At 47.7% G+C, this 21,042-nt stretch carries 15 protein-coding genes; 12 read left to right on the forward strand and 3 right to left on the reverse strand.

The window, feature by feature from the left end; genetic code table 11:
* Positions 1-107 precede the first annotated feature (107 nt).
* The 11 genes from GWO68_RS12260 (at position 108) to GWO68_RS12310 (ending at position 16,842) form a co-directional block, all read left to right on the forward strand.
* The gene (locus tag GWO68_RS12260) at positions 108-413 is read left to right on the forward strand and encodes an ArsR/SmtB family transcription factor (RefSeq protein WP_162346745.1); all 306 of its coding nucleotides are present in this window, start codon (positions 108-110) and stop codon (positions 411-413) included.
* Positions 414-527: 114 nt separating this feature from the next.
* Positions 528-908: a rhodanese-like domain-containing protein gene (locus GWO68_RS12265; protein ID WP_162346746.1), complete on the forward strand. Its 381-nt coding sequence runs from the start codon at positions 528-530 to the stop codon at positions 906-908.
* Positions 909-960: 52 nt separating this feature from the next.
* Entirely contained in the window at positions 961-2,304 is a 1,344-nt protein-coding gene (locus tag GWO68_RS12270; protein WP_162346747.1) for a rhodanese-like domain-containing protein, read from the forward strand.
* A gap of 513 nt (positions 2,305-2,817) precedes the next feature.
* A complete protein-coding gene (locus tag GWO68_RS12275) occupies positions 2,818-3,225 on the forward strand; it encodes a hypothetical protein (RefSeq protein ID WP_162346748.1) in 408 nt (135 codons plus the stop codon).
* 132 nt (positions 3,226-3,357) lie between these two features.
* Positions 3,358-4,590: an exonuclease SbcCD subunit D C-terminal domain-containing protein gene (locus GWO68_RS12280; RefSeq protein WP_162346749.1), complete on the forward strand. Its 1,233-nt coding sequence runs from the start codon at positions 3,358-3,360 to the stop codon at positions 4,588-4,590.
* Positions 4,591-4,740: 150 nt separating this feature from the next.
* A complete protein-coding gene (locus tag GWO68_RS12285) occupies positions 4,741-8,382 on the forward strand; it encodes an AAA family ATPase (RefSeq protein ID WP_162346750.1) in 3,642 nt (1,213 codons plus the stop codon).
* A 616-nt stretch (positions 8,383-8,998) separates the two neighbouring features.
* The gene (locus GWO68_RS12290; protein ID WP_162346751.1) at positions 8,999-9,658 is read left to right on the forward strand and encodes a hypothetical protein; all 660 of its coding nucleotides are present in this window, start codon (positions 8,999-9,001) and stop codon (positions 9,656-9,658) included.
* A 203-nt stretch (positions 9,659-9,861) separates the two neighbouring features.
* Complete coding sequence (locus GWO68_RS12295) at positions 9,862-13,290, forward strand: amidohydrolase family protein (protein ID WP_235942046.1); 3,429 nt, start codon at positions 9,862-9,864, stop codon at positions 13,288-13,290.
* Between the two features lie 225 nt (positions 13,291-13,515).
* Complete coding sequence (locus tag GWO68_RS12300) at positions 13,516-15,516, forward strand: tetratricopeptide repeat-containing sensor histidine kinase (protein ID WP_162346752.1); 2,001 nt, start codon at positions 13,516-13,518, stop codon at positions 15,514-15,516.
* A 45-nt stretch (positions 15,517-15,561) separates the two neighbouring features.
* Complete coding sequence (locus GWO68_RS12305; protein ID WP_235942047.1) at positions 15,562-16,395, forward strand: thermonuclease family protein; 834 nt, start codon at positions 15,562-15,564, stop codon at positions 16,393-16,395.
* 36 nt (positions 16,396-16,431) lie between these two features.
* Positions 16,432-16,842, forward strand: a complete 411-nt coding sequence (locus GWO68_RS12310) for a hypothetical protein (protein WP_162346753.1) — start codon at positions 16,432-16,434, stop codon at positions 16,840-16,842.
* Between the two features lie 135 nt (positions 16,843-16,977).
* Here the strand turns inward: GWO68_RS12310 and GWO68_RS12315 are convergent, their stop codons facing one another.
* From GWO68_RS12315 to GWO68_RS12325, 3 genes are all read right to left on the reverse strand, one after another.
* Positions 16,978-17,829: a universal stress protein gene (locus GWO68_RS12315; RefSeq protein ID WP_162346754.1), complete on the reverse strand. Its 852-nt coding sequence runs from the start codon at positions 17,827-17,829 to the stop codon at positions 16,978-16,980.
* Between the two features lie 144 nt (positions 17,830-17,973).
* Positions 17,974-19,086: a DUF6687 family protein gene (locus GWO68_RS12320; protein ID WP_235942048.1), complete on the reverse strand. Its 1,113-nt coding sequence runs from the start codon at positions 19,084-19,086 to the stop codon at positions 17,974-17,976.
* Between the two features lie 224 nt (positions 19,087-19,310).
* On the reverse strand, positions 19,311-19,607 hold the full coding sequence (locus GWO68_RS12325) for an HNH endonuclease (RefSeq protein WP_162346755.1): 297 nt from the start codon (positions 19,605-19,607) through the stop codon (positions 19,311-19,313).
* 142 nt (positions 19,608-19,749) lie between these two features.
* On the opposite strand from GWO68_RS12325, the gene GWO68_RS12330 reads away from it, so the two are divergent.
* On the forward strand, positions 19,750-21,003 hold the full coding sequence (locus tag GWO68_RS12330) for an MFS transporter (protein ID WP_235942049.1): 1,254 nt from the start codon (positions 19,750-19,752) through the stop codon (positions 21,001-21,003).
* Positions 21,004-21,042 lie beyond the last annotated feature (39 nt).

Below are 21,042 nucleotides of genomic sequence, written 5' to 3' on the forward strand. Positions count from 1 at the left end.
TTCCGTCCTAAACTTACCTGTTTCCGGAACTCGATCCTTTAAAAAATTGTACTGTTTTTATGCATGAAGATATGTTCATGTAATCAATTTTACGAAAGGGGAATTTAATGAATAGCTTACAGATAAGGTTGGACCAAAAGAAGTTGGAACGTGCAGCTTATGTACTTAAAAGTGTCGCGCACCCGATACGCATCAGCATTATTGACCTGCTGGAGCAGCGCGAGCGCCTTACGGTAAGCGAACTGCAGCAGGTGCTCCACATCGAGCAATCGCTGCTATCGCACCACCTGACTAATATGCGCGACAAAGGCGTGCTGGATACCAAACGCGAAGGCAAAAACGTTTTTTATTTCCTGACAGATGCCACCATTACAAACATTCTGGATTGCATAAACGGATGCAAAACCTTTTAACAACGCAGCTCTGGCAACCAACCCGATGGGGTAAATTATAGTTTGGTGTAGAGCATTTTAGAGCGACAATCGGTATCTTTATAGTATCAATTTTAAACGAAACTTGTAAAACATATGAAAACCATCATCGCCATAACTTTAGCCGGATTTTTTAGCTGCGCACAGCCACAAGAGCAAGGCACTGCCGTTAAAACCCTGACTCCTACCGAGTATAAAGAGAAAGCAAGCAAAGAAGGCGTACTGGTTGATGTACGCACCCCCGAAGAGTTTGCGGCCGGCCACCTCACCGAAGCTTCCAACTCAAATTTTCTGGATGGTACCTTTGCCGAAAGCATAAAAGGCTGGGATAAAGAAAAGACCTATTATCTTTACTGCGCAAGTGGCAACCGAAGCGGAAAAGCAGCAAAACTGATGCACGAAGCCGGATTTAAGAACGTGTACAATATTGGTGGTTACCAGGGCCTGAAAAGTGCCGGCTTACCAACCAAAGAGTAACACGTATCAGCCGCTGCTTAACTATAGTATCAACCACATTACCCCAACTTTTATGAAGATCGAGCAATTCTACGATAAAGGATTGGCCCATGCCAGCTATGCTATACTTAGCGAAGGCAAAATAGCGCTTGTAGACCCAGCACGCGATCCGCAGCCTTACTACGATTTTGCAAAAGAACACAACGCCGCTATAGTTGCCGTTTTTGAGACACACCCGCACGCCGACTTTGTTAGCTCGCATGTAGAGATCGCTAAAAAAACCGGCGCTACCATTTATGTAAGCAAATTATTGGGCGCTGACTACGAGCACCAGTCTTTTGATGATGGCGACGAACTAAAACTGGGCAAACTTACCCTGCGCGCCCTTAACACGCCTGGCCACTCCCCTGACTCGGTAACGATACTTTTGCTGGATGAGCAAGGTAAACAACACGCAGCCTTTACCGGAGATGCCCTGTTTGTAGGTGACGTTGGCCGCCCCGACCTGCGCGAAAACGTAGGCAACATGACAGCCAAGCGCGAAGAACTGGCCCGCCAGATGTACCACACCACCAACAACGTTTTCAAGAAACTGAACGAAGAAGTGCTGGTTTACCCTGCCCACGGGGCCGGCTCGCTTTGCGGTAAAAACCTGAGCCCCGACACGTTCTCAACTATAGGCCGCGAAAAAAGCACCAACTATGCGTTGCAGGATATGAGCGAAGGCGATTTCATTAAAACCCTGCTCGAAGACCAGCCCTTTATACCGAAGTATTTTGGCCACGATGTAAGCATGAACAAAGCAGGCGCTACAAGTTTTGAGGAAAGTATAAAAGCGGTACCTCGCCTGGCACCAGACGCAACCCTGGAAGAAGGCATACTTATAGTTGACACCCGTCCGCAGGCACAGTATAAGCAAGGCCATTTGCCAAACAGCATAAACATACAGGAAGGCGGCAAATTTGAGACCTGGCTGGGTTCTATAGTTGGCCCCGGCGAAACGTTTTACCTGATTGCTGAGAACGAAGCCGTATTAAACTCGGTAATTCGCAAATCGGCTAAAATTGGGTATGAAGGTAACATAAAAGGAGCCTTGCTAACACCGGCTATACTTCCGGAAAAGAGCCAGCCAACTAACCTCGCAGACTTCACTAACAACCCGGGAAAGTACACCATAGTTGACATCCGTAACAACGGCGAAGTAAAGGCAGGTAAGATATTCCAGAACGCTGTAACTATACCGTTACCGGAGTTACGGGAACGCATGCACGAAATACCGCAGGACAAACCAGTAATGGTGCATTGCGCTGCCGGTTATCGTTCTGCTGCCGGACAAAGTATATTGGAGCAAAGCTTTACGGTACCGGTTTACGACCTGAGCGATGCGATCAATTCATTTGCCGCTGTAGCACACTAATTTTAAGGCATTTACACTATAAAGCCCGCCATTTTGGTGGGCTTTTTTTATGTTATTTGTTTCAGATTAGGCCTACTCAAACTATACCTAGCGCTGTTCTATATTACTCCTATCCTGAGAAGGATTTGTAGCAAACCCTGGCGCAGACATTATTTCTGCCCTTTAACTGTAGTTCTGTATGAGTAGCAGTTTCTGTATCCAAAGTTCATGATAATTTCGGGGTATTTCGGTAACAAGGCACTTGTGCTACAGTTGCAATTTCTCTCCCCTAAGGGATTTTAAAAACACCTCAACTCTACATAAAATACAATTTAAAACCTGCGTATTACCAGTGAGCTCTGATCTTAACTCCGGGATGATAGTTAAAAGTAGTTAAGCGCTATAGTTGCAATCTTTTTGCAGTAAAATAACCTAATACCAATACGTTAATAATCAACAAATTTCGCTTACTTTTGAAAGTAACTTTACGACCTAATCTCCTGGTTGCTGCCAGTGTTGTTCGAAACCAAATCTATGCCTTTCACTACGTATTATACATCAGCCTTTTATAAAATCGAAATCGATTTGAAAGGTAACCTGCTGCGCTCTGAATGGCTGCGACACGTAACCGAAGATGAACTAATTTTCGGCGCTACAAAACTATACGAAGCGCTCCGCGACACGAAGGTAGAACGGGCTATTGCCAACGGTAAGGTGCTTGGTGCTCTTGGACCCAAGCCTAAAGACTGGATGGCGGCAGAATTTTACGAACTGCTATCGCAAACCAACCTTAAAAAACTGGCCAGGGTGTTGCCCGATAGCGTGTTTCATAAACTGGCGCTGGAGTCTGTTATTTCAAGAGCTGAAGCGCAGGGCAAAACCCGTTTTGATGTAAAAAGCTTTACAGACAACGAAGAAGCGCTGCGATGGCTCCTGGCCTGAACTATAGTTTCAGAAAAGTATAATCTTCCCGTCTGGCTTACAAACGGCTAACTTCCTAATTCTTATTATATAATAGTTGCCATATACCTATATTCTGATGTAACTTGAGTTCGGAATAGGAGAAGAAGAATCATGCGCGTATTACACACCTCAGACTGGCACCTGGGCCAGCGCCTTGTTACCCTCGAGCGTACCGACGAACACCAGCACTTTCTGGACTGGCTGCTGCAGACTATAGCGCAGGAGCAAATAGAGGTGTTGCTGATGGCCGGCGATGTGTTTGATACCGGCGCACCCTCCAACACCGCCCTTAAACTATACTATGATTTCCTGCGGAAAGTATGTGACACCTGCTGCCGCCATATTGTGTTTATAGGTGGTAACCACGATTCAGTGTCTACGCTTAATGCACCCAAAGACCTGTTGGCCTGTATGAACATACAGGTAATTGGCGGCGCCACCCCCGACCCACTGGATGAACTCATCGTTTTGAAAGATGCAGAAGGAAAACCCGAACTTATAGTTTGCGCCGTTCCTTTCCTCCGCGACCGCGACATCCGCCTATCCATACCCGGCGAAACCTACGAAGAGCGCGAAGCGCGCCTAAAACAAGGCATAGCCGACCATTATGCCCAGTTTGTGCCGCACGTGCAGCCGTACAAAGCGCAGCAAATTCCGGTAGTAGCCATGGGCCATTTGTTTGCAGCCGGCGGTACTGCTTCCGAAAGCGAAAAAGAGATACATGTGGGTAACCTGGGCCAGATCGGGGCCGACCAGTTTCCGAAAGAGTTTGATTATGTAGCCCTGGGCCATTTGCACCGACCACAGCAGGTAAACAACACGCACCACATCCGTTATTCCGGCTCGCCTATTCCGCTTAGCTTTAGCGAAGTAAACGACAACAAAGTTGTTTTTATACTTGATTTTGAAGCTGGTAAACTGGCAAATTTGCGTGAGCTGGATATTCCGGTTTGCCGTAAATTGGTGCGCTTTAAAGGCGACCTGGACAAAGTAAAACAGCAGATAGAGGTGTATGATAACAGCAGCTATAGTTTGCCAGCCTGGGCCGAGATACAACTGGAACTCAACGCTCCCCTGCCCGACCTGAACCAGCAACTGGAAGAAATCTTACAACGCAAACAAGACGAACTGCACCTGCTCATTCACCGTCCGCCGATCATTAAAAGAGAGCGCCAGACATTAGAGCAACAGACACCGGAAGAAGCCGACCTGCATACACTAAAAGAGAACGAGGTTTTCCTGAAACGCTGCCAAAGTGCTTTTCCTGAATCTGATCATTCTGAGCTAATTGCCAGCTTTAGTGAGCTGCTGGAATTGATGCGGCAGGAAGCATTTGAGAGTTAAAGAGGTTAAGAGTTTGAGAGTTTAAGAATTGTGGAGACAGAATCCTCTGCTTCTTTAAATGCACCAGACCTCGTAGCGTGCGCAGTTCCTACGAGCGTCTTGCCAGTTACAAAGTATAGTTCCAAGTAAAGTAAGCAATATCACCCCGTCATGAAAATCCTGTCCGTCCGTTTCCAGAACCTGAACTCGCTGAAAGGTGAGCATGAGATCCGTTTCGACCAGAGTCCCTTGGTTGATGCTGGATTATTTGCGATTACCGGACCTACAGGAGCCGGAAAAACCACTATTCTGGATGCGATAACGGTGGGGCTTTACGGCATGGTGCACCGCCATAACAACGATAAACCTCTCGACCTGATGACGCGCCATACTACGGAGAGCACCTCGGAAGTGGAGTTTGAAGCAAATGGCAAACGCTACCGCAGCAAATGGCAGATCAGAAGAAGCCGGGGCAAACTGGATGGCAAGATACAGGCCGTGCACATGGAACTATGCGACCTGGAAGATGAAAAACCGTTCGACCTGAAACCAAGCCAGGTACCGGATAAAGTTGCTGAGATTTCTGGCTTAGATTATAGCCAGTTTTTGCGTTCCGTCATGCTGTCTCAAGGTGATTTCGCCCGCTTTTTAAAGGCTAACCCAAATGAGCGCAGCAGCTTACTAGAGAAGATAACGGACACAGGCATTTATTCCGACATCTCGAAATCCGCCTTCGAAAAAGCAAAGACCGAGCGCCTGAAAAAGGAGGAACTGGAACGCAAACTACAGGATAGCAAACTATTACCCGAGGAACAGCGCCAGGCTTACGAAGCAACTATAGCTGAGCTTACCGAAACCGAAACTATACTTACACAAGCTACCAGCCAACTACAGGAAAAACGCCAGTGGCTGCTGCAACTACAGCAACTTCGCCAGCGTGCCGCAGACTACAAACTTACTTTGCAAGCGCAGGAAGAGAAACTGGCTACCCTGCAACCTGATTTCGTAAAACTACAGCAACACGAGCAAGCCAACCAGTTTGTAAGCGAACTCACGCAAATAAAACTCGCCAACGGCCACCTGACCGAAGTACAGGCCCAACTGTTAACCCTCGAAAAACAATTACCTGTACTGGAAGCAGAACTGGAACATGCCGGCCAAATAGCACTTGCGTCCGGTAAGGCACACCAGCAACAGGAAGAAGCTTTGCAGCAACTGGAGCCATTGTTGCAACAAGTACAGGAACTGGATCATCAGCTGAATACCATCCGCAACCAGTTTAAAACAGACAAGGAAGCATACCTGCAGTTTGAGGCTTTGCTGAAACAGGAAAAAATAACCCTGGAAGCAAAGGACGCAGAGTTGGCAACCATAACCCAAAAAGCCACTGCCCTGAAAAAATGGCTCCGGGAGAACCAGAAGCTGCAGGAGATGCGCAGTAACCTGCATGAGTTTCGGCAGGCTATAAAAGACCTTTCAGAAACCGAACGCAGCATAGCCACCCTCCAAAAAGAGCAACAAACCATACAGCTACAACTGCAATCGGAAGCCAATCGGTTGACAGCTATAGTTTCGGGGCAACAAACGCAGTTACAAAAACAGCAGGCCTTAGATGCCCGCAAACAGGAAAAGCTAACCCAGTTGCAAACTATACTTGCCACTAAAAGTATGGATGAGCTGGAAAAACTGGCCCAGGAGCAACCGCTGTTACTGGCACGTTTCGGGCGTTTGGTTGAGTTATCAAATAACTATAGTTTACAACAGCAAAAGGCAGCACAGTTAGCAAGTCAGCTACTTCAGTTGGAACAAACGATAGGTACTAAAAAAGAAGAGCTCCAGGCTACCACATCAAACTATAAAACGGCCACCGAACGGCTCCAGGACCTGCAAAAGCTGGTAGCCCTGCAGCAACGCATACAGGAACTGGAACAGCACCGCCACGCCTTGCAGCCGGAACAACCCTGCCCGCTGTGCGGCTCCGAACACCACCCGTTCGTAGAAGGCAATTACACCAGCACCCTGACAGAGGAAGAGCAGCGACGCGATGCGCAACAAACTTTGGTTAAGGAGCTTGAGGCAACTATAAACGGCCTGCAACTACACCTTAACACGCTTCATAACCAGCAGCAAAGTGCCGCTACATCTAAAACCGAAACCGAAACAGAGCTTGCGCAACTACTGCAAACCTACCAGCAGCAAAGCGAGGGCATTACAATAGCCATTACCGAAACAGCCCAACTGCAGCAGCAACTAAAGGCACAGCACGAGGCCCTGGGCAACCTGAACCAAACCTTGCAAAATGCCCGCACTACAAGTCGCGAAATTGAAACTATAAACGCAGATTTACAGCAGCTCCGCGAGCAGCAACTACAAGCCAATGCCGAAAGCAGCAAACTACAGCAGTCAGAAGAAATGCTGAAAGCGCAGTTGCAGCGCTACAGTACACAACTACAGGACCTGCAGGAACAGCACCAGGTTTTCACGGAGACGGCACAGTCTTTTGCGGCAAACTATAGTTTAACCTATAGTTCGGAACAGCGCCATAGTTTACTGCAACACCTCGAAACACAGGCCACTAATTATCAGCAACAACACGACGAATTTGAAGCCCTGCGCGAGCCATTTGTGCAGTTACAGGAGCAGGTACATAACCTTAAAGAGAAAGTAACAGAAAAAGAAAACGCACTAAAGGATAAGAAAACAGCCCTGGAGCAGGCACATTTGCACCTGACAGAACTGAAATCGGAACGCAGCCAACTTTTCGGGGAGAAAGATGCACAGCAGGAGCGCCGCGCCGCCCAACACGAACTGAGCCTACGGGCAAAACAGGCCGAAGAAGCCCGCGCTGCCCAACAGCAAAAGCAACAGGTACTACAGGAGCAACGCCAGCGCCAGCAAGAATATACCAACACACACACCAGCAAAAAGTCGGAGTTGGATGCCCTGCGCGATGGCCTGTTACATGTACTGCAACAGAAAGGAATTGAAACGATAGAAGCGCTAAGCCAGATGCTGCTGGAACGCGACGAAGCCGACCGCCTGGCAAACCTGAAAGCCCAGACCGAAAAGCACCTGACCGAGCTGCGCAAATCGTTGAGCGATGTGCAGCACGACCTGGCGCAGGCAGAGGCCAAAAACCTGACCACCGAAACAATAGAAACACTGCAGCAGCAGCTTACTTCCAAAGCAGAAGAGCATCGTAACTTAATAGCCCAAAAAGCCCGCCTGGAGCAACTGCTGGAACAGGACAAACAGCAACGCGAAAAGAACCTGGAACTGGCTTCGCAACTGCAAACACAGCAACACGAATGCAACCGCTGGAACCAGCTTGCTGACCTGATCGGCTCGGCTGATGGTAACAAGTTCAGTAAATTTGCACAGGGCCTGACCTTAGCCAGGTTAGTAGAACTTGCCAACCGCCACCTCCTAAAACTAAACGACCGCTACAGAATTCAGAAATCAGCGGCCGAAGACCTGGAACTGCTTATAGTGGACACCTACCAGGCCGAAGCCATCCGCCCGATGAACACGCTCTCCGGAGGCGAAAGTTTCCTGGTAAGTTTAGCGCTTGCCCTGGGCTTATCAGACCTGGCTGGCCGACGCACGCAAATCAATTCGCTGTTTATAGATGAAGGTTTTGGTACGCTCGATGCGGACACCCTCGATTCCGCTATCTCTACCTTAGAAAATCTGCAGGCCAGTGGCAAAATGATTGGTATTATCTCGCACGTAGAGGCCCTGAAAGAACGCATCAGCACCCAGATCAAAATTCAGAAATTAGCAGGTGGGGTTAGTAAAGTAGCGGTAGTTTAAGGAAAAGCTTGTTAGCTATAGTTTATCAGGACGAGATAAGACGCTCCGAGGTGGCAAGCACGCTCGGAGGTCTGGAAACCTTCCCGCTAACACTGGGGAGTTAGAGGGTTTGATTCTCAACTATAGAACTATAGATAAAACTATAACTATAGCAGAAAGTCCCCTATCGGGAGCAGGGCCGTTAAGTTCTGCCGAGAACTATCCCCTTGAGGGGATTATAGGGGTGTTATTCAGGACCAAAAAGCCAATTGTTAGCCAGTTTTAAATTCACCCGCTAATACAAACACCCCTCTGCGCTCCCCTCAAGGGGAGAATTTGCTAGAACTTAACGGCCCTGCCTCTTGGGAGGGGGCAGGGGTGGGTTAATTGGTAACTCTAAACTATAGTTAACCCAGATTTCTACTTACGTCGAAATAACAATTTGTAGGCCCGTTGCTCAAAAAGACCTCCGAGCGTGCTTGCCACCTCGGAGCGTCTCGTGCCAATAGCGCCACAAACTGCCTGGTCAAAGCAAACCACCAACCCCAACATCTTAAATTTAAAATTACAATAACAAAAGATGTATTATATATTTTTATATATTAGCAGTTTCAAATATTTTCCATTTCAAGCTATTATGAGAACATTTTTTACAAAGACACTGGCCTTTGCTTCGGCCGTAATATTATTGAGCAGCTGTGCGGGCAGCTACAAATCCATCACACCTGAAAACATGCATTACGAGGTAAAATCCGAAAGTAATGGTGTGGTATTACAGTACAGACTTGGCGTATTAGGCGAGCATGGCAACAAGAAGTATGTTAAGAAAGAAAGTAAGAACTTTATAAAAGTGGCTGCTGTGAAACTAACCAACAATACAGCTAACACAATAGATGTATCGAACGATGTAAAGTTTTTTTCCGGACCAAATCAGTTTTCTTCTCTTGAGCCTAAACTTGCACATGCAAGACTAAAGCAGAGTGTTCCAATTTATCTTTTATACACACTTTTAACCCCTCTAAGGCTTTCTGAAACAACCTATGTAAACGGGATTAAACAGGAAACAAGAGTTATATTCCCGGTTGGCCTTATCGTTGGTCCTGGAATTACGCTATATAATATGATAACCGCAGGTACTGCCAACAACAAATTATTAAGTGATTTGCAAAAGTATAGCGTGTTAAACAAACAGATTGCGCCAGGCGAAACACTGCATGGTATAGTCGTAATTCCGAATGGTGGATATAACCCGCTAAGTATAAAAGTTGGCGAAGAGGAGCTTCAGACAAAGCAATAAGCCAGCCTAACACCTAAAACTGCAGCCTGCCGGAACTATACCTGGCAGGCTGTTTTTGTTATCGCTCATGCTATAGTTTAACTAACAAAACAGCCCGTCTGCCGATTATTAGTTATAGTTTGTATAAAGCAGTTTCACGCAATCAAATCGTTTAGTATCTTCACTTTGACTAACTCTATTTCTTGTTCAAACGCAGAACAAACATGACAAAACCAATACAAGCTAACTCGGGCCGCTGGAAGAAAAACCTGCTTCTGGCTTGCTCCCTGGGCTTGTTCCTGACGCCAGGTATGGCACAGGAGGCAGCTACACCCAAAAAAGCCGACACTAAAAAAGAGGAGAAAAAAGATCTTCCGCTGGAAGGTGCCCGCAAAATAAACATCAACACCTCTGAAGGCTCCTGGCTGGCGCTGGATGTTAGCCCCGATGGCAAGCAGATCATCTTCAGTATGCTTGGCGACCTGTACCTTTTGCCTATAACAGGAGGTAAAGCCACTCAGCTAACCGATGGCATGGCTTTCGATACGCACGCGCGTTTCAGCCCGGATGGTAAGTCTATTGTGTTTGTTTCGGATAGAGATGGCGCAGACAACATCTGGACCATGGACCTGGCCACTAAAAAGCCCAAGCAGATCAGCAAAAGCAAAAACGAGAACTTTTTCTCAGCCGAATGGACACCGGATGGTGAGTACCTGGTTGCTTCACGTGGTCGTCGTAACCTGAAACTGCACCTTTACCATAAAGATGGCGGCACCGGCGTACAGCTAATCAATAAGCCAGAAAATCTGAAAACCGTTGAGCCTGCTTTTGGCAAAGATGATCGGTACATCTGGTTTTCGCAGCGAACAGGCGCCTGGAACTATAACGCCCAGTTACCACAATACCAATTAGCTACTTTCGATCGCCAGACAGGTGAGATAGAGACCAAAACAGCCCGATACGGTTCTGCCTTTGCTCCTACCCTTTCGCCGGACGGCAACTGGCTGGTTTTTGGTACGCGCCACAACAACCAGACCGGCTTAATTGCCCAAAACCTTAAAACCGGCGAAGAAAAATGGCTGGCCTACCCTGTACAGCGCGACGAGCAGGAAAGTATAGCTCCGCTAGGTGTGTTACCTCCTATGTCATTCACGCCAGACAGCAAAGAACTGGTAGCCTCTTATGGTGGTAAGATCTATAGTATACCGGTAGCTGGTGGTCCTGCCCGCGAAATCCCATTCCAGGTAAATACAGATATCGCCATCGGCCCTAAGCTGGACTTTAAATACCCGATAAAGGACGATAAAATGATGACGGTGACGCAGCTGCGCGATGCGGCTGTATCCCCAGACGGCAAACGTGTTGCCTTTACTGCCCTGGACAGATTGTATGTAATGGATTACCCGAACGGTACGCCAAAGCGCCTTACTGACCAGGAGTTTACACAGGCGCAGCCAGCGTGGTCGCCGGATGGCAAGACGATAGCTTATGTTACCTGGCACGAGAAAAACGGTGGCGCTATTTATAAAACAAATGCTAACGGTAAAGGCAAACCAACTAAGTTAACCCAGGAGAGTGCCGTATTCCAGGAGCCGGTATTTACACCAAACGGAGAGCGCATTGTGTTTGCCAAAGGATCGGCGCAGTCTTATAAAGAAGAACCGGGTCCGGGTGCATTTGATGCACGCCAAACTATAAACTGGATTCCGGCAAAAGGTGGCAAAAGCACGTTTGTTACCAATGCAGGTGTGGGTGCTAATCCGCACTTTGTTAAAGGCGACGACCGTATTTACCTCTACAACTATGCCGATGGCCTGATCTCGATCCGTTGGGATGGTACTGACAAGAAATCATACCTGAAAGTGAAGGGTATTACCACATTCGGCAGCGTTAACGGCGATGGCCTGATGGAGGAAATGTGCAACATGCTGCACCAGAATGAGCGCGAACCACAGCAGCAGGCAACTACAGCTACCACACTTATTAAAGCTCCAGTTGGCGATAAGGCGCTTGCCCTGATCAATAACGAGATTTATGTGGTAACTATACCGGTTGTAGGCGGCGAAACACCAACTATATCAGTGGCCGATGTGGCTACTTCTCAGTTCCCGAGCTGGAAACTGACTGAAATTGGCGGTCAGTTCCCGAGCTGGTCTGCTGATGGGAAAACGGTATACTGGTCTATAGGACACGGTTTCTTTGCGTATAATCTGGATGAAGCCAAGGCTAAAAAAGAGCAGATGGACCTAGCAGCTGAAAAGAAAAAAGAAGCCAAAGACAACGGTACTGATGCAAAACCTGACAGCGCCAACGCCGAAAAAGAAGCAATTGTAATTGCAGAGTATAAGCCAAAGGAAACTAAGATTACCGTACAGGTTCCACGTGATATTCCGCAAGGCATTGTGTTACTACAGGGTGCCCGCATTATTACCATGAACGGCAATGAGGTAATCGAGAATGGCGACATTTTAGTTGAGAACAACCGCATTAAAGCAGTTGGCAAATCTGGTTCGTTAACTGTTCCGCAAGGTGCCAAGATTGTGGATGTAAAAGGCAAAACTATAACACCTGGTTTTGTTGATACACACTCGCACATGTGGCCACGCTGGGGTGTGCATACCAACCAGGTTTGGATGTATGCTGCTAACCTGGCTTATGGTGTAACCACTACCCGCGACCCGCAAACCGGGACAACCGACGTACTAACCTATAGTGACCTGGTAGATGCCGGCAAAATGATCGGCCCAAGAGTATACTCAACAGGCCCTGGCGTAGGTTACTGGGCATACAACCTTAAAAGCCTGGAACATACCAAAAACGTATTGCGCCAGTATTCGGAGTATTACAATACCAAAACTATAAAAATGTACCTGGCAGGCAATCGCCAGCACCGCCAATGGATTATTATGGCAGCTAAGGAACAGGGCTTGCTACCAACTACAGAAGGTGGCCTTGACTTTAAACTGAACATGACGCAGGCCATAGATGGTTACCCAGGTCACGAACACGCTTTCCCGATCTATCCGCTTTACAAAGATGTGATTGATTTTGTAGCCAAATCGCAGATGGCTTATACGCCTACCCTGCTGGTATCGTATGGCGGCCCGTGGGCTGAAAACTATTACTATGCCACAGAAGATGTGGTTGGTGATAAAAAGCTGAACTACTTTACACCAAAGCCGGAACTAGACGCAAAAGCACGCCGCAGACCAGGCTGGTTTACCAAAGACGAGCACATATTTACGCGCCACGCTGAGTTCGTAAATAACCTTGTAAAAGAGGGTGGTTTGGCTGGTATCGGTTCTCATGGCCAGTTACAGGGTCTTGGGTATCATTGGGAAGTATGGTCGGTGCAATCGGGTGGCATGAGTAACCACGATGCGCTTAAAGTAGCCACTATACTAGGTGCCAGATCACTGGGCTTGGAAGGTGATATCGGATCTATCGAAAACGGAAAACTGGCTGACCTTGTAATAATGGATAACAACCCGCTGGAGAACATCCGTAATACTAACACCATTAAGTATGTGATGCGCAACGGCCGCTTGTTTGATGCCAACACCATGGACGAACTGGCCCCTACTGCCCGCAAAGCGCCTGATTTTGACTGGCACAGCGCTATGCCGGTAGGTGTGCCTGGCATAAAGCAATAAACTATAGTTACTGATAACAGTGCAAAAGCCCTCTACATTGGTAGAGGGCTTTTTTTATGGCCTGCAGTATGCCACCATCCAGGCAAGCGTCCAGCAAAACTTCATTTAAAACACATAAAAACAAGCATATAGAAATATGTATTTGTATTGCTAAACTCTTATATTTGCTGAGTTAAGACGCCCCCGCTACCTGAGTTAAAACAAACTTTTTAGAAGCCGCTGCCGATGATAACAGCTCTACTCGTACAATTTTTCCTGCTTATTATTGTGCCTGACCCAAAGGCAAATGCTTTGCAGCATTCTGCCAGCAATACAAGAGCAGCGCAGCATCACCAGGCCGAAGAACTATGTGAACTTAGCAAAGCGCATTGGTACACCGACCCCAAACTGGCCGTATCGTATGGCAGGCAAGCTATAAAATTAGCCACCAAAATAAACGACAAGCTACTGCTGGCCAGGGCTTATAACAGTGTTGGTTCAGGTTTTTATAACCTCGGCGACTATAACACCTCGGCTGATTATTACTACAAGGCTGTTAAGCTCCGCGAAGCCCTGGCAGATACAATAGGCATGAGCTCCAGTTACAATAACATCGGCAATATTTACCTGAACCAGCAGAACTACGAAAGAGCTCAGAACTACTACCAGAAATCGTTTGAATTAGCCGAACTTGTAAAAGATACTATAGGTATTAGCCGGGCACTTAACAGCCTGGGCAATGTGCACCGCCGCCAGCAACACTTCGACAAGGCCCTGCACTACTACCTCAGAGCGCTGCCATTAAAAGAGAGAGCCCAGGACGACCGGGGAACCGTTATCAGCCTTAACAACCTAGGCATAACCTACCAGAAACTCGGGAACAATAAAGATGCCCTGCACTACCTGCAGCGCGGGCTGGCCCTTGCCATCAGGTCCAACAACCTGCACGACCAGATATTTTCGTACCGGGGCCTGGCCGAAACGCACCAGGGCATGAAGGACTATAAAAATGCTATAGCTTATGCCAGAAAAAGCCTTGATGTAGCCCAGCATACCTACTCTAAAAGCGAAGCAAAGAACTCGGCAGAGGTGCTGCAGAAGATCCTGAGCGAGACCGGGAACTATAAAGCAGCATACCAGTACCTGAAATTGGTAGCAGCTTATAATGACAGCATCAACACCGAAGAAATAACCCGCCAGACCACCAGTTTCCAGGTAAAGTACGAAACAGCCCAAAAGGAAAAAGAAAACCTGAAACTACTGGCCGAGCACGAGCTGCACGAACAGGAAATAGAACACCAGACCCTGATAAAATATACGGCTATCGGGCTGTTAGCGCTTGCTATTACAGTAGTGATGCTGGTTTTCAGGGGGAGCCAGCGCACCAAGCGCATGAACAAACTGTTGTCGCGCAAAAATAAAAAGGTAAGCAAGTATAGCGAGAATATTAAAAATCAGAAAAACGAACTGGCGGCGCAGGCAAAAGAACTACAGCAGCAGAAAGAGGAACTTGAGAAGCTGAACCAGGTAAAAGACAAGCTTTTTTCTATAGTTGCACACGACCTCCGGGGGCCGTTGCTTTCTTTAAAATCGCTGTTGCAGGTACTAGCCATGGGCCGGATTACAGAAGAACAGTTTATGCATTTTGCCAAAACCCTGGAAGCGGAGCAGCAAAATACCCTTTGGCTGGTAGATAACCTGTTACTATGGGCGCGTTCCCAAATGCAGGGCACCTCTATAAAACCGGAAGAAATATGCATACATGCCCTTACCGATAATACCCTGAAACTGCTGGCCCCACAGGCGAACCGCAAAAGCGTAAGCATGCAAAACTTTGCCTCGCAAACTATAGCTGCCTTTGCCGATGCCGATATGATACAGCTTGTGCTACGTAACCTGGTATCTAACGCCATTAAATTCTGTAACGAAGGCGATGTAGTAACTATAGAATCAGAACTGCTAAACGACCATACCCTGCAGGTTGCCGTGCGCGACACAGGAACAGGTATCTGCCCTAAAAAAATGGAAAAGCTGTTTGGGCTGCGTACTTACTCTACCTTAGGTACCAACAAAGAAAGAGGTAGCGGACTGGGCCTAGCCATGTGCCGCGATTTTGTGGAAAGCAACCACGGTAAAATATGGGCAGAAAGCGTATTGGGAGAAGGAAGTGTTTTCAGGTTTACGTTACCGCTTGCTACTAAAACTATAGTTGCAACCCCGGAAGCCGAAGCCGCTGAGGTGCTTTAAAACAACTGTCTGCTTACTACAGTATACTACCTAAAACCTTACCTTATGCACCGCTCCGTACTTTTATACCTGTTGCTATGTTGTACCCTCGGCTGCAAACAAACCGACAGAGAAGAGGCGCAGGATCAATTCCGAAAGAGACAGGAAGCTATACTGGAACGCGACCGCAGTGCCGCAGAACCGGAAACCGCACCGCCTGCTGCCGAACCAACTATTACAACCGACAAAAACACAACTATAGCTCCTGCTACTACCGGCGATAAAGTAGTAGCAGTAAAAGATGGCGATACGATAGAGCTGCTACGCAATGGCCAAACTATAAAAGTAAGGTTATATGGTGTTGATTGTCCTGAAAAAACACAGGATTATGGGCAGCGCGCCAAGCAGTTTACATCTGACCTGGCTTTTGGTAAAACAGTGCGCCTGATAGAACACAACAAAGACCGGTATGGCCGCACGGTAGGTACTATTATACTTCCGGATGGGCGCAACCTGAACGAGGAACTGGTACGCAACGGTTTTGCCTGGCATTACAAAGCTTACTCCAAAGACCAGAAACTGGCAAACCTGGAAGCAGATGCCCGCCAATACAAACGTGGCTTATGGGCAGCACCAAACCCCACCCCACCCTGGGACTACAGAAAAGATAAAAAGACGACCGCGGCCACTAAAAAAGCTGATGCGTTAACTGCACCTTTACCTGCCGGGGCCACCACCCATAAAGTGTACATCTGCAACAGTGCAGGCTCCGGTGTATACCATACCACTAAAAGCTGTACCGTACTTAAACGCTGTAAAGACGAAGTGCTTACCGTTACCGAGGCTGTTGCCATCAGGCAGTATGGTCGCCGGGCAGATAAAACCTGCAGCAGCAATTAATAACTATCGCTATATTTGCCCTACCAACCCGAACGTATGAATATTACCTTAATTAACCGCTTTCTGAAATGGAGTGGCAAAGCAACTGCTTTAGCTATAGTTTGCAGCACCTTACTTTTTGCGTGCCAGTCTGCGGAGCAGCCCCAGGAAGAAGCAAACGTAGCAACAGAGCAAACAGCTGCCGCTGCCGACACTGTACAGCGCCGTCCCGCCCCCGATTTTTATGTGATACCCCCTGGCATGGAACGTAAGCGCGTATGGGTTTGCGATGATGCCTCAAAAGATGTGTTTCATACAAAAAACACCTGCGAAGCATTACGCCCTTGCAATGGCGCTTTCCGGAATGTGTCCTTGCAGCGCGCTATTGAAGAGTATGGCCGTTATAACTGCGAGATCTGCAGCAAAGAGCTGTCTGATATTTTTGACGATAAAAAGATAAGAGGGTAAACCAACCAAACGGATAGCTACCACCGTGCGGCCCACGTTTTTTTTGATTGGTTAAATCATAGCTTTACCACGCTTATAACAAGCACAGCGAACTATAAAGCTATTAAACTATAAGAGCCCCTTGCGGGGCTCTATTTATTTCATTTCGTGTAATATAAGCAATGGCATTTCGGCCTGGTAGGTCATGCGGTCGGCGAGGCGTTGGGTAAACAGTTCGGCAAAAAAGCCTTTGTTGCGCCTTAGTATAGCCAATACGCTACCGTTTTCCTGTTCAAAATAGGTTTTAAGTCCTTCGTCCGGGTGGCGGTTCACTACTTCTCTGATGCATAAAGTAGTTTCCGGGAAAATACCCGACACTTGGTTCCAGAACTGATTACCACGCTCCGTTAGTTCATCCGTTGATTCTTTAGCAACATGCACCAGGTCTACGCAGGCCCCAAACAGGTTCGCAAACTTAACAACGTAGTGCAGAGCCGTAATATCTTCCGGGGTATAATCGGTAGCGTACACAATTTTGGTAAAGTTAGGCGCTGCAGCATGCGACGGCACAGCCAGCAACGGACTTTTAACTTCTTCTACTACAGCCTCGGTGTTGCTCCCGATCAGGAGTTCTTCCAGGGCATTGCCGCCGCCGGTTGTTCCCATCACTATCAGCTCATAACCTTCGTTTTTGGTCAGGTGTTCCGCAATATCAGTCAGCAGGGCCTCTTTCAGGATATAATCGCAGGTAAACTCGCCGCTACGGTTGGCGCCATATTTTTCTTCTATCTGCATTACCATCGCTTTCAGGCGTTCGCCAGCCTCCCGTATCTGCTCGCCCAGCAATTCGCTTGCTACCAGAGCTGTTTCAGAAGTATCAACTATAGGCAGATGCACTACATGCAGCAGCGATAAATGCGCACCGGTTTTACGGGCAATATAAATGGCATAATCAAGAGCCTTGGAGGCCGTTCTTGAAAAATCGGTTGGGCAGAGTATCTTTTTCATGAGTTATAGTTGAGCATGTAGATCAATAATATGCTAAGATTGCTATGTATACGCAACCTGCCAAATCTGATTAACGGAAAAAACGCAAAAGTGATAACTATCATCTGTCGCCTCAGCCAAATACACACTATAAAACCGGCCGTTCTACATCTCTTGCCCCAGGGCTTTTATTTCCTTCCAGGTCCAGTTATGCTTTGGTTTTATATCCTGGTAGGCCTGTTGGTAATAGTGTACTATTGTTTGTTTAAGCTCCTGAGGTGCTATACTTGAAGGATAAATTTCGCGTTGGGTAGGGTTATCGTAGGCCTCTTCGCGGTTCAGGTTATGGCCCTGAAGGCGCAGCAATGGTCCCGTTTCCGTTACCGAATCAGCTGTCCAGGTATAGTTGCTTTGCTCCAGTTGGTTAAGTTTGGCGGCCAGCGGGGCCAATGGCAGTCGTGGTAAAGTTGGCCTTGAGGCGATATCTACCCAGGTGGTATACTTGTACTCCAGTTCGTAGCGGTTAGTATTGTAGCAGGCCAGCACTATATCAAACCCAACTGTACGACTGAAAAGCGCATAGTAATGTACCGGTTCAGGGGTATCGATGATGATCAATCCGATCTCGGGGTAACGGGTAAGCTTAGAGGCAGGGCTATACATGGTGCGGTAACCAAGCAGCACATCGCCTACTTCGTCTTCCCAGGCACCGCGCTCCCAATCCGGGTCTTTTAGTACCTGCTTAAAGCGGGGCAGAAAATATTCGAACTTTTTAACACACTGTGCTGCTTCCTTTTCCTCCATTTCATCGGCAGCGAATGGCTTATAAAACAATTCGCGCTCCCGGGCATTTATCCAGCAAACCAGTTTCAGGGCCTCGCCGGAAAGCGGGTGGTTCAGGTCCAGCTCCCTGAAATCTCCGATAAGCGCCATTTGCCTTAAAAGCTCTTCATGTTCCAGAGCCAGTTCCGGGTTAAGCAAGCTCCACACTCCCACAAATCCATCTATATCAAAATGGTTAGCTGTTACATAAGGTAGCTCCAGTCCATCTATATTCTCCCGAATGGCATTCAGAACTATAGCTGCACTCGTATCAGCACGAAGTATGTTCGGGGTAGGAGCGCCCCGCCAGTGCGAAAGGATCAGCCCGTTCGGGTGGGTGCTGTCTACAACTATAGCTTTTTTATCTTTTAGCTCCGAGAATGGTATAAACTGCTTTTTGCTCATACCTATAAAGGTCTGAAACTGGAAATTCAGATGCAAAAAAGGATTGTTCATTGGCGTTTAACTTGTATATTCAGTCAGGGAAATGAGATTAAAGTTTCTTTTTGCCATTCCGAGTATTCTTAAGACGGGAGTCGAAAAGAGCCAACGTAGCTCTGAGAGGTAGAGGTAGTTGGATTATAGTAACTATAAAACGACATCGCTAACTATAGCAAAGGTCAAAAACTCCCTCTCCTGTCAGGAGAGGGCTGGGGTGAGGTAAAACACCATCTATAAAATCACTTCTTTTTATTTCTGCCACGCCGGTTCGTGATGCGTTCCAGGCGTTTGTCTTTAACCCATTTCAGGTATTTCTGGAGAGGTTCTGCTTGTTGCAATGCAGGTATAGAATTGTAAAGTACAGCCAGTTCGCGGTTGGTAAAAGTCAGGTGCAGGGTACTGTGGCAGGGCTGGCAAAGGTCGGCAGTGGCACCATAACGGCCGCCTTCCTCGCGGGGCACCAGGTGGTGCCGGGAAACCTGCTGCACCGCCCGTCCACATAATTCGCAGTGTATTTCTTCTTTTTTACCAGCCATCTCTAATACTCTTTTAACAAAACAGTAAGCTATAGTTGCTGGTTTAATACGATGCCTGTAAAAAGTATGGGAGCAAGTTTACCCTATTCCGTATGAATAATCTGTACATTTGTCGCCCTGTTTTGCTCTTAATATTTAAACTATGAAAATGTCTAACGAACAGCCTGTACACGTTGCTGCAGCACAACACGACGAACGGGTTCCCAAAAAGCAGATACGCGAAGGGCTGCTGATCTTTACACTGGCAGCTATCCAGTTCACACACATGATGGACTTTGTGATCATGATGCCGCTGGGGCCACAACTGATGCGCGTATTCAATATATCGCCAAGCGAGTTCGGGTTCCTGGTATCGGCCTATACTTTTAGTGCAGCTGTGGCTGGCTTTCTTAGTGCCCTTTTCATCGACCGCTTCGACAGGAAACATGCCATGCTGGGCTTATACTTAGGTTTTACGCTGGGTACATTGGCCTGCGCCCTGGCTCCGGGTTATACGTTGTTGCTGGTTGCCCGCGTGGTGGCTGGTGCTTTTGGCGGTGTGCTGGGTGCGCTTATACTTGCCGTTATCGGCGATGCGATACCTGAAAAAAGACGTGGTGCCGCAACAGGTAAAGTAATGGCGGCTTTCTCGGTAGCCTCAATTGCCGGTATACCGGTGGGCTTGTACCTGGCCAGCATCTCAAGCTGGCATGCCCCTTTTTACCTGCTGGCGGGGTTAAGCTTTCTTATACTGGCGGCGTCGTTTAAACTGCTGCCTCCTATGCGTGGCCACCTCACCAATGCCGTTAAACAGAATCCTTTTCTGGTTTTAAAAGAGATACTGCAGAAACGAAACCTGCAATGGGGCATGGCTTTGATGGTTACGTTAACGATGTCAGGGTTTCTGGTAGTGCCGTTTATCAGTCCGTACATGGTGGCGAATGTGGGTTTTTCGGAGCAGGAACTGAGCTTTATATACCTGTTTGGTGGTATTGCTACGGTGTTTACATCGCAGTGGGCCGGGCGCCTGGCTGATAAGCATGGCAAGCAGAAGGTATTTGCCATTTCAGCTGTTCTTTCACTCGTCCCTATCCTCCTGATCACAAACCTGCCCCCTGTGCCGCATTACCTGGCGTTAGTGGTTACTACTATTTTCTTCATCTTTTTCGGGGCGCGTTTTGTGCCAGCCATGGCCCTAATTACGTCCAGCGTAGAGCCTAAACTGCGGGGAAGTTTTATGAGTATCAACTCGTCGGTGCAGCAGCTGAGCGCCGGGGTAGCCGCATTTGTATCCGGGCTTATCGTGCAGGAGGCTGCCGATGGGCGGTTACAACATTTTAACTGGGACGGCATACTGGCCTGCGTAATTACACTGATAGCCGTGTGGGTGGTACGCTACCTGAAGGCCGTTGGCTAAACGCATACTTTTGCAACTATAGCCCGTAAGTATAAACCG

The sequence above is a fragment of the Pontibacter fetidus genome (assembly GCF_010119545.1).
GTDB classification, from domain to species: Bacteria; Bacteroidota; Bacteroidia; order Cytophagales; family Hymenobacteraceae; genus Pontibacter; species Pontibacter fetidus.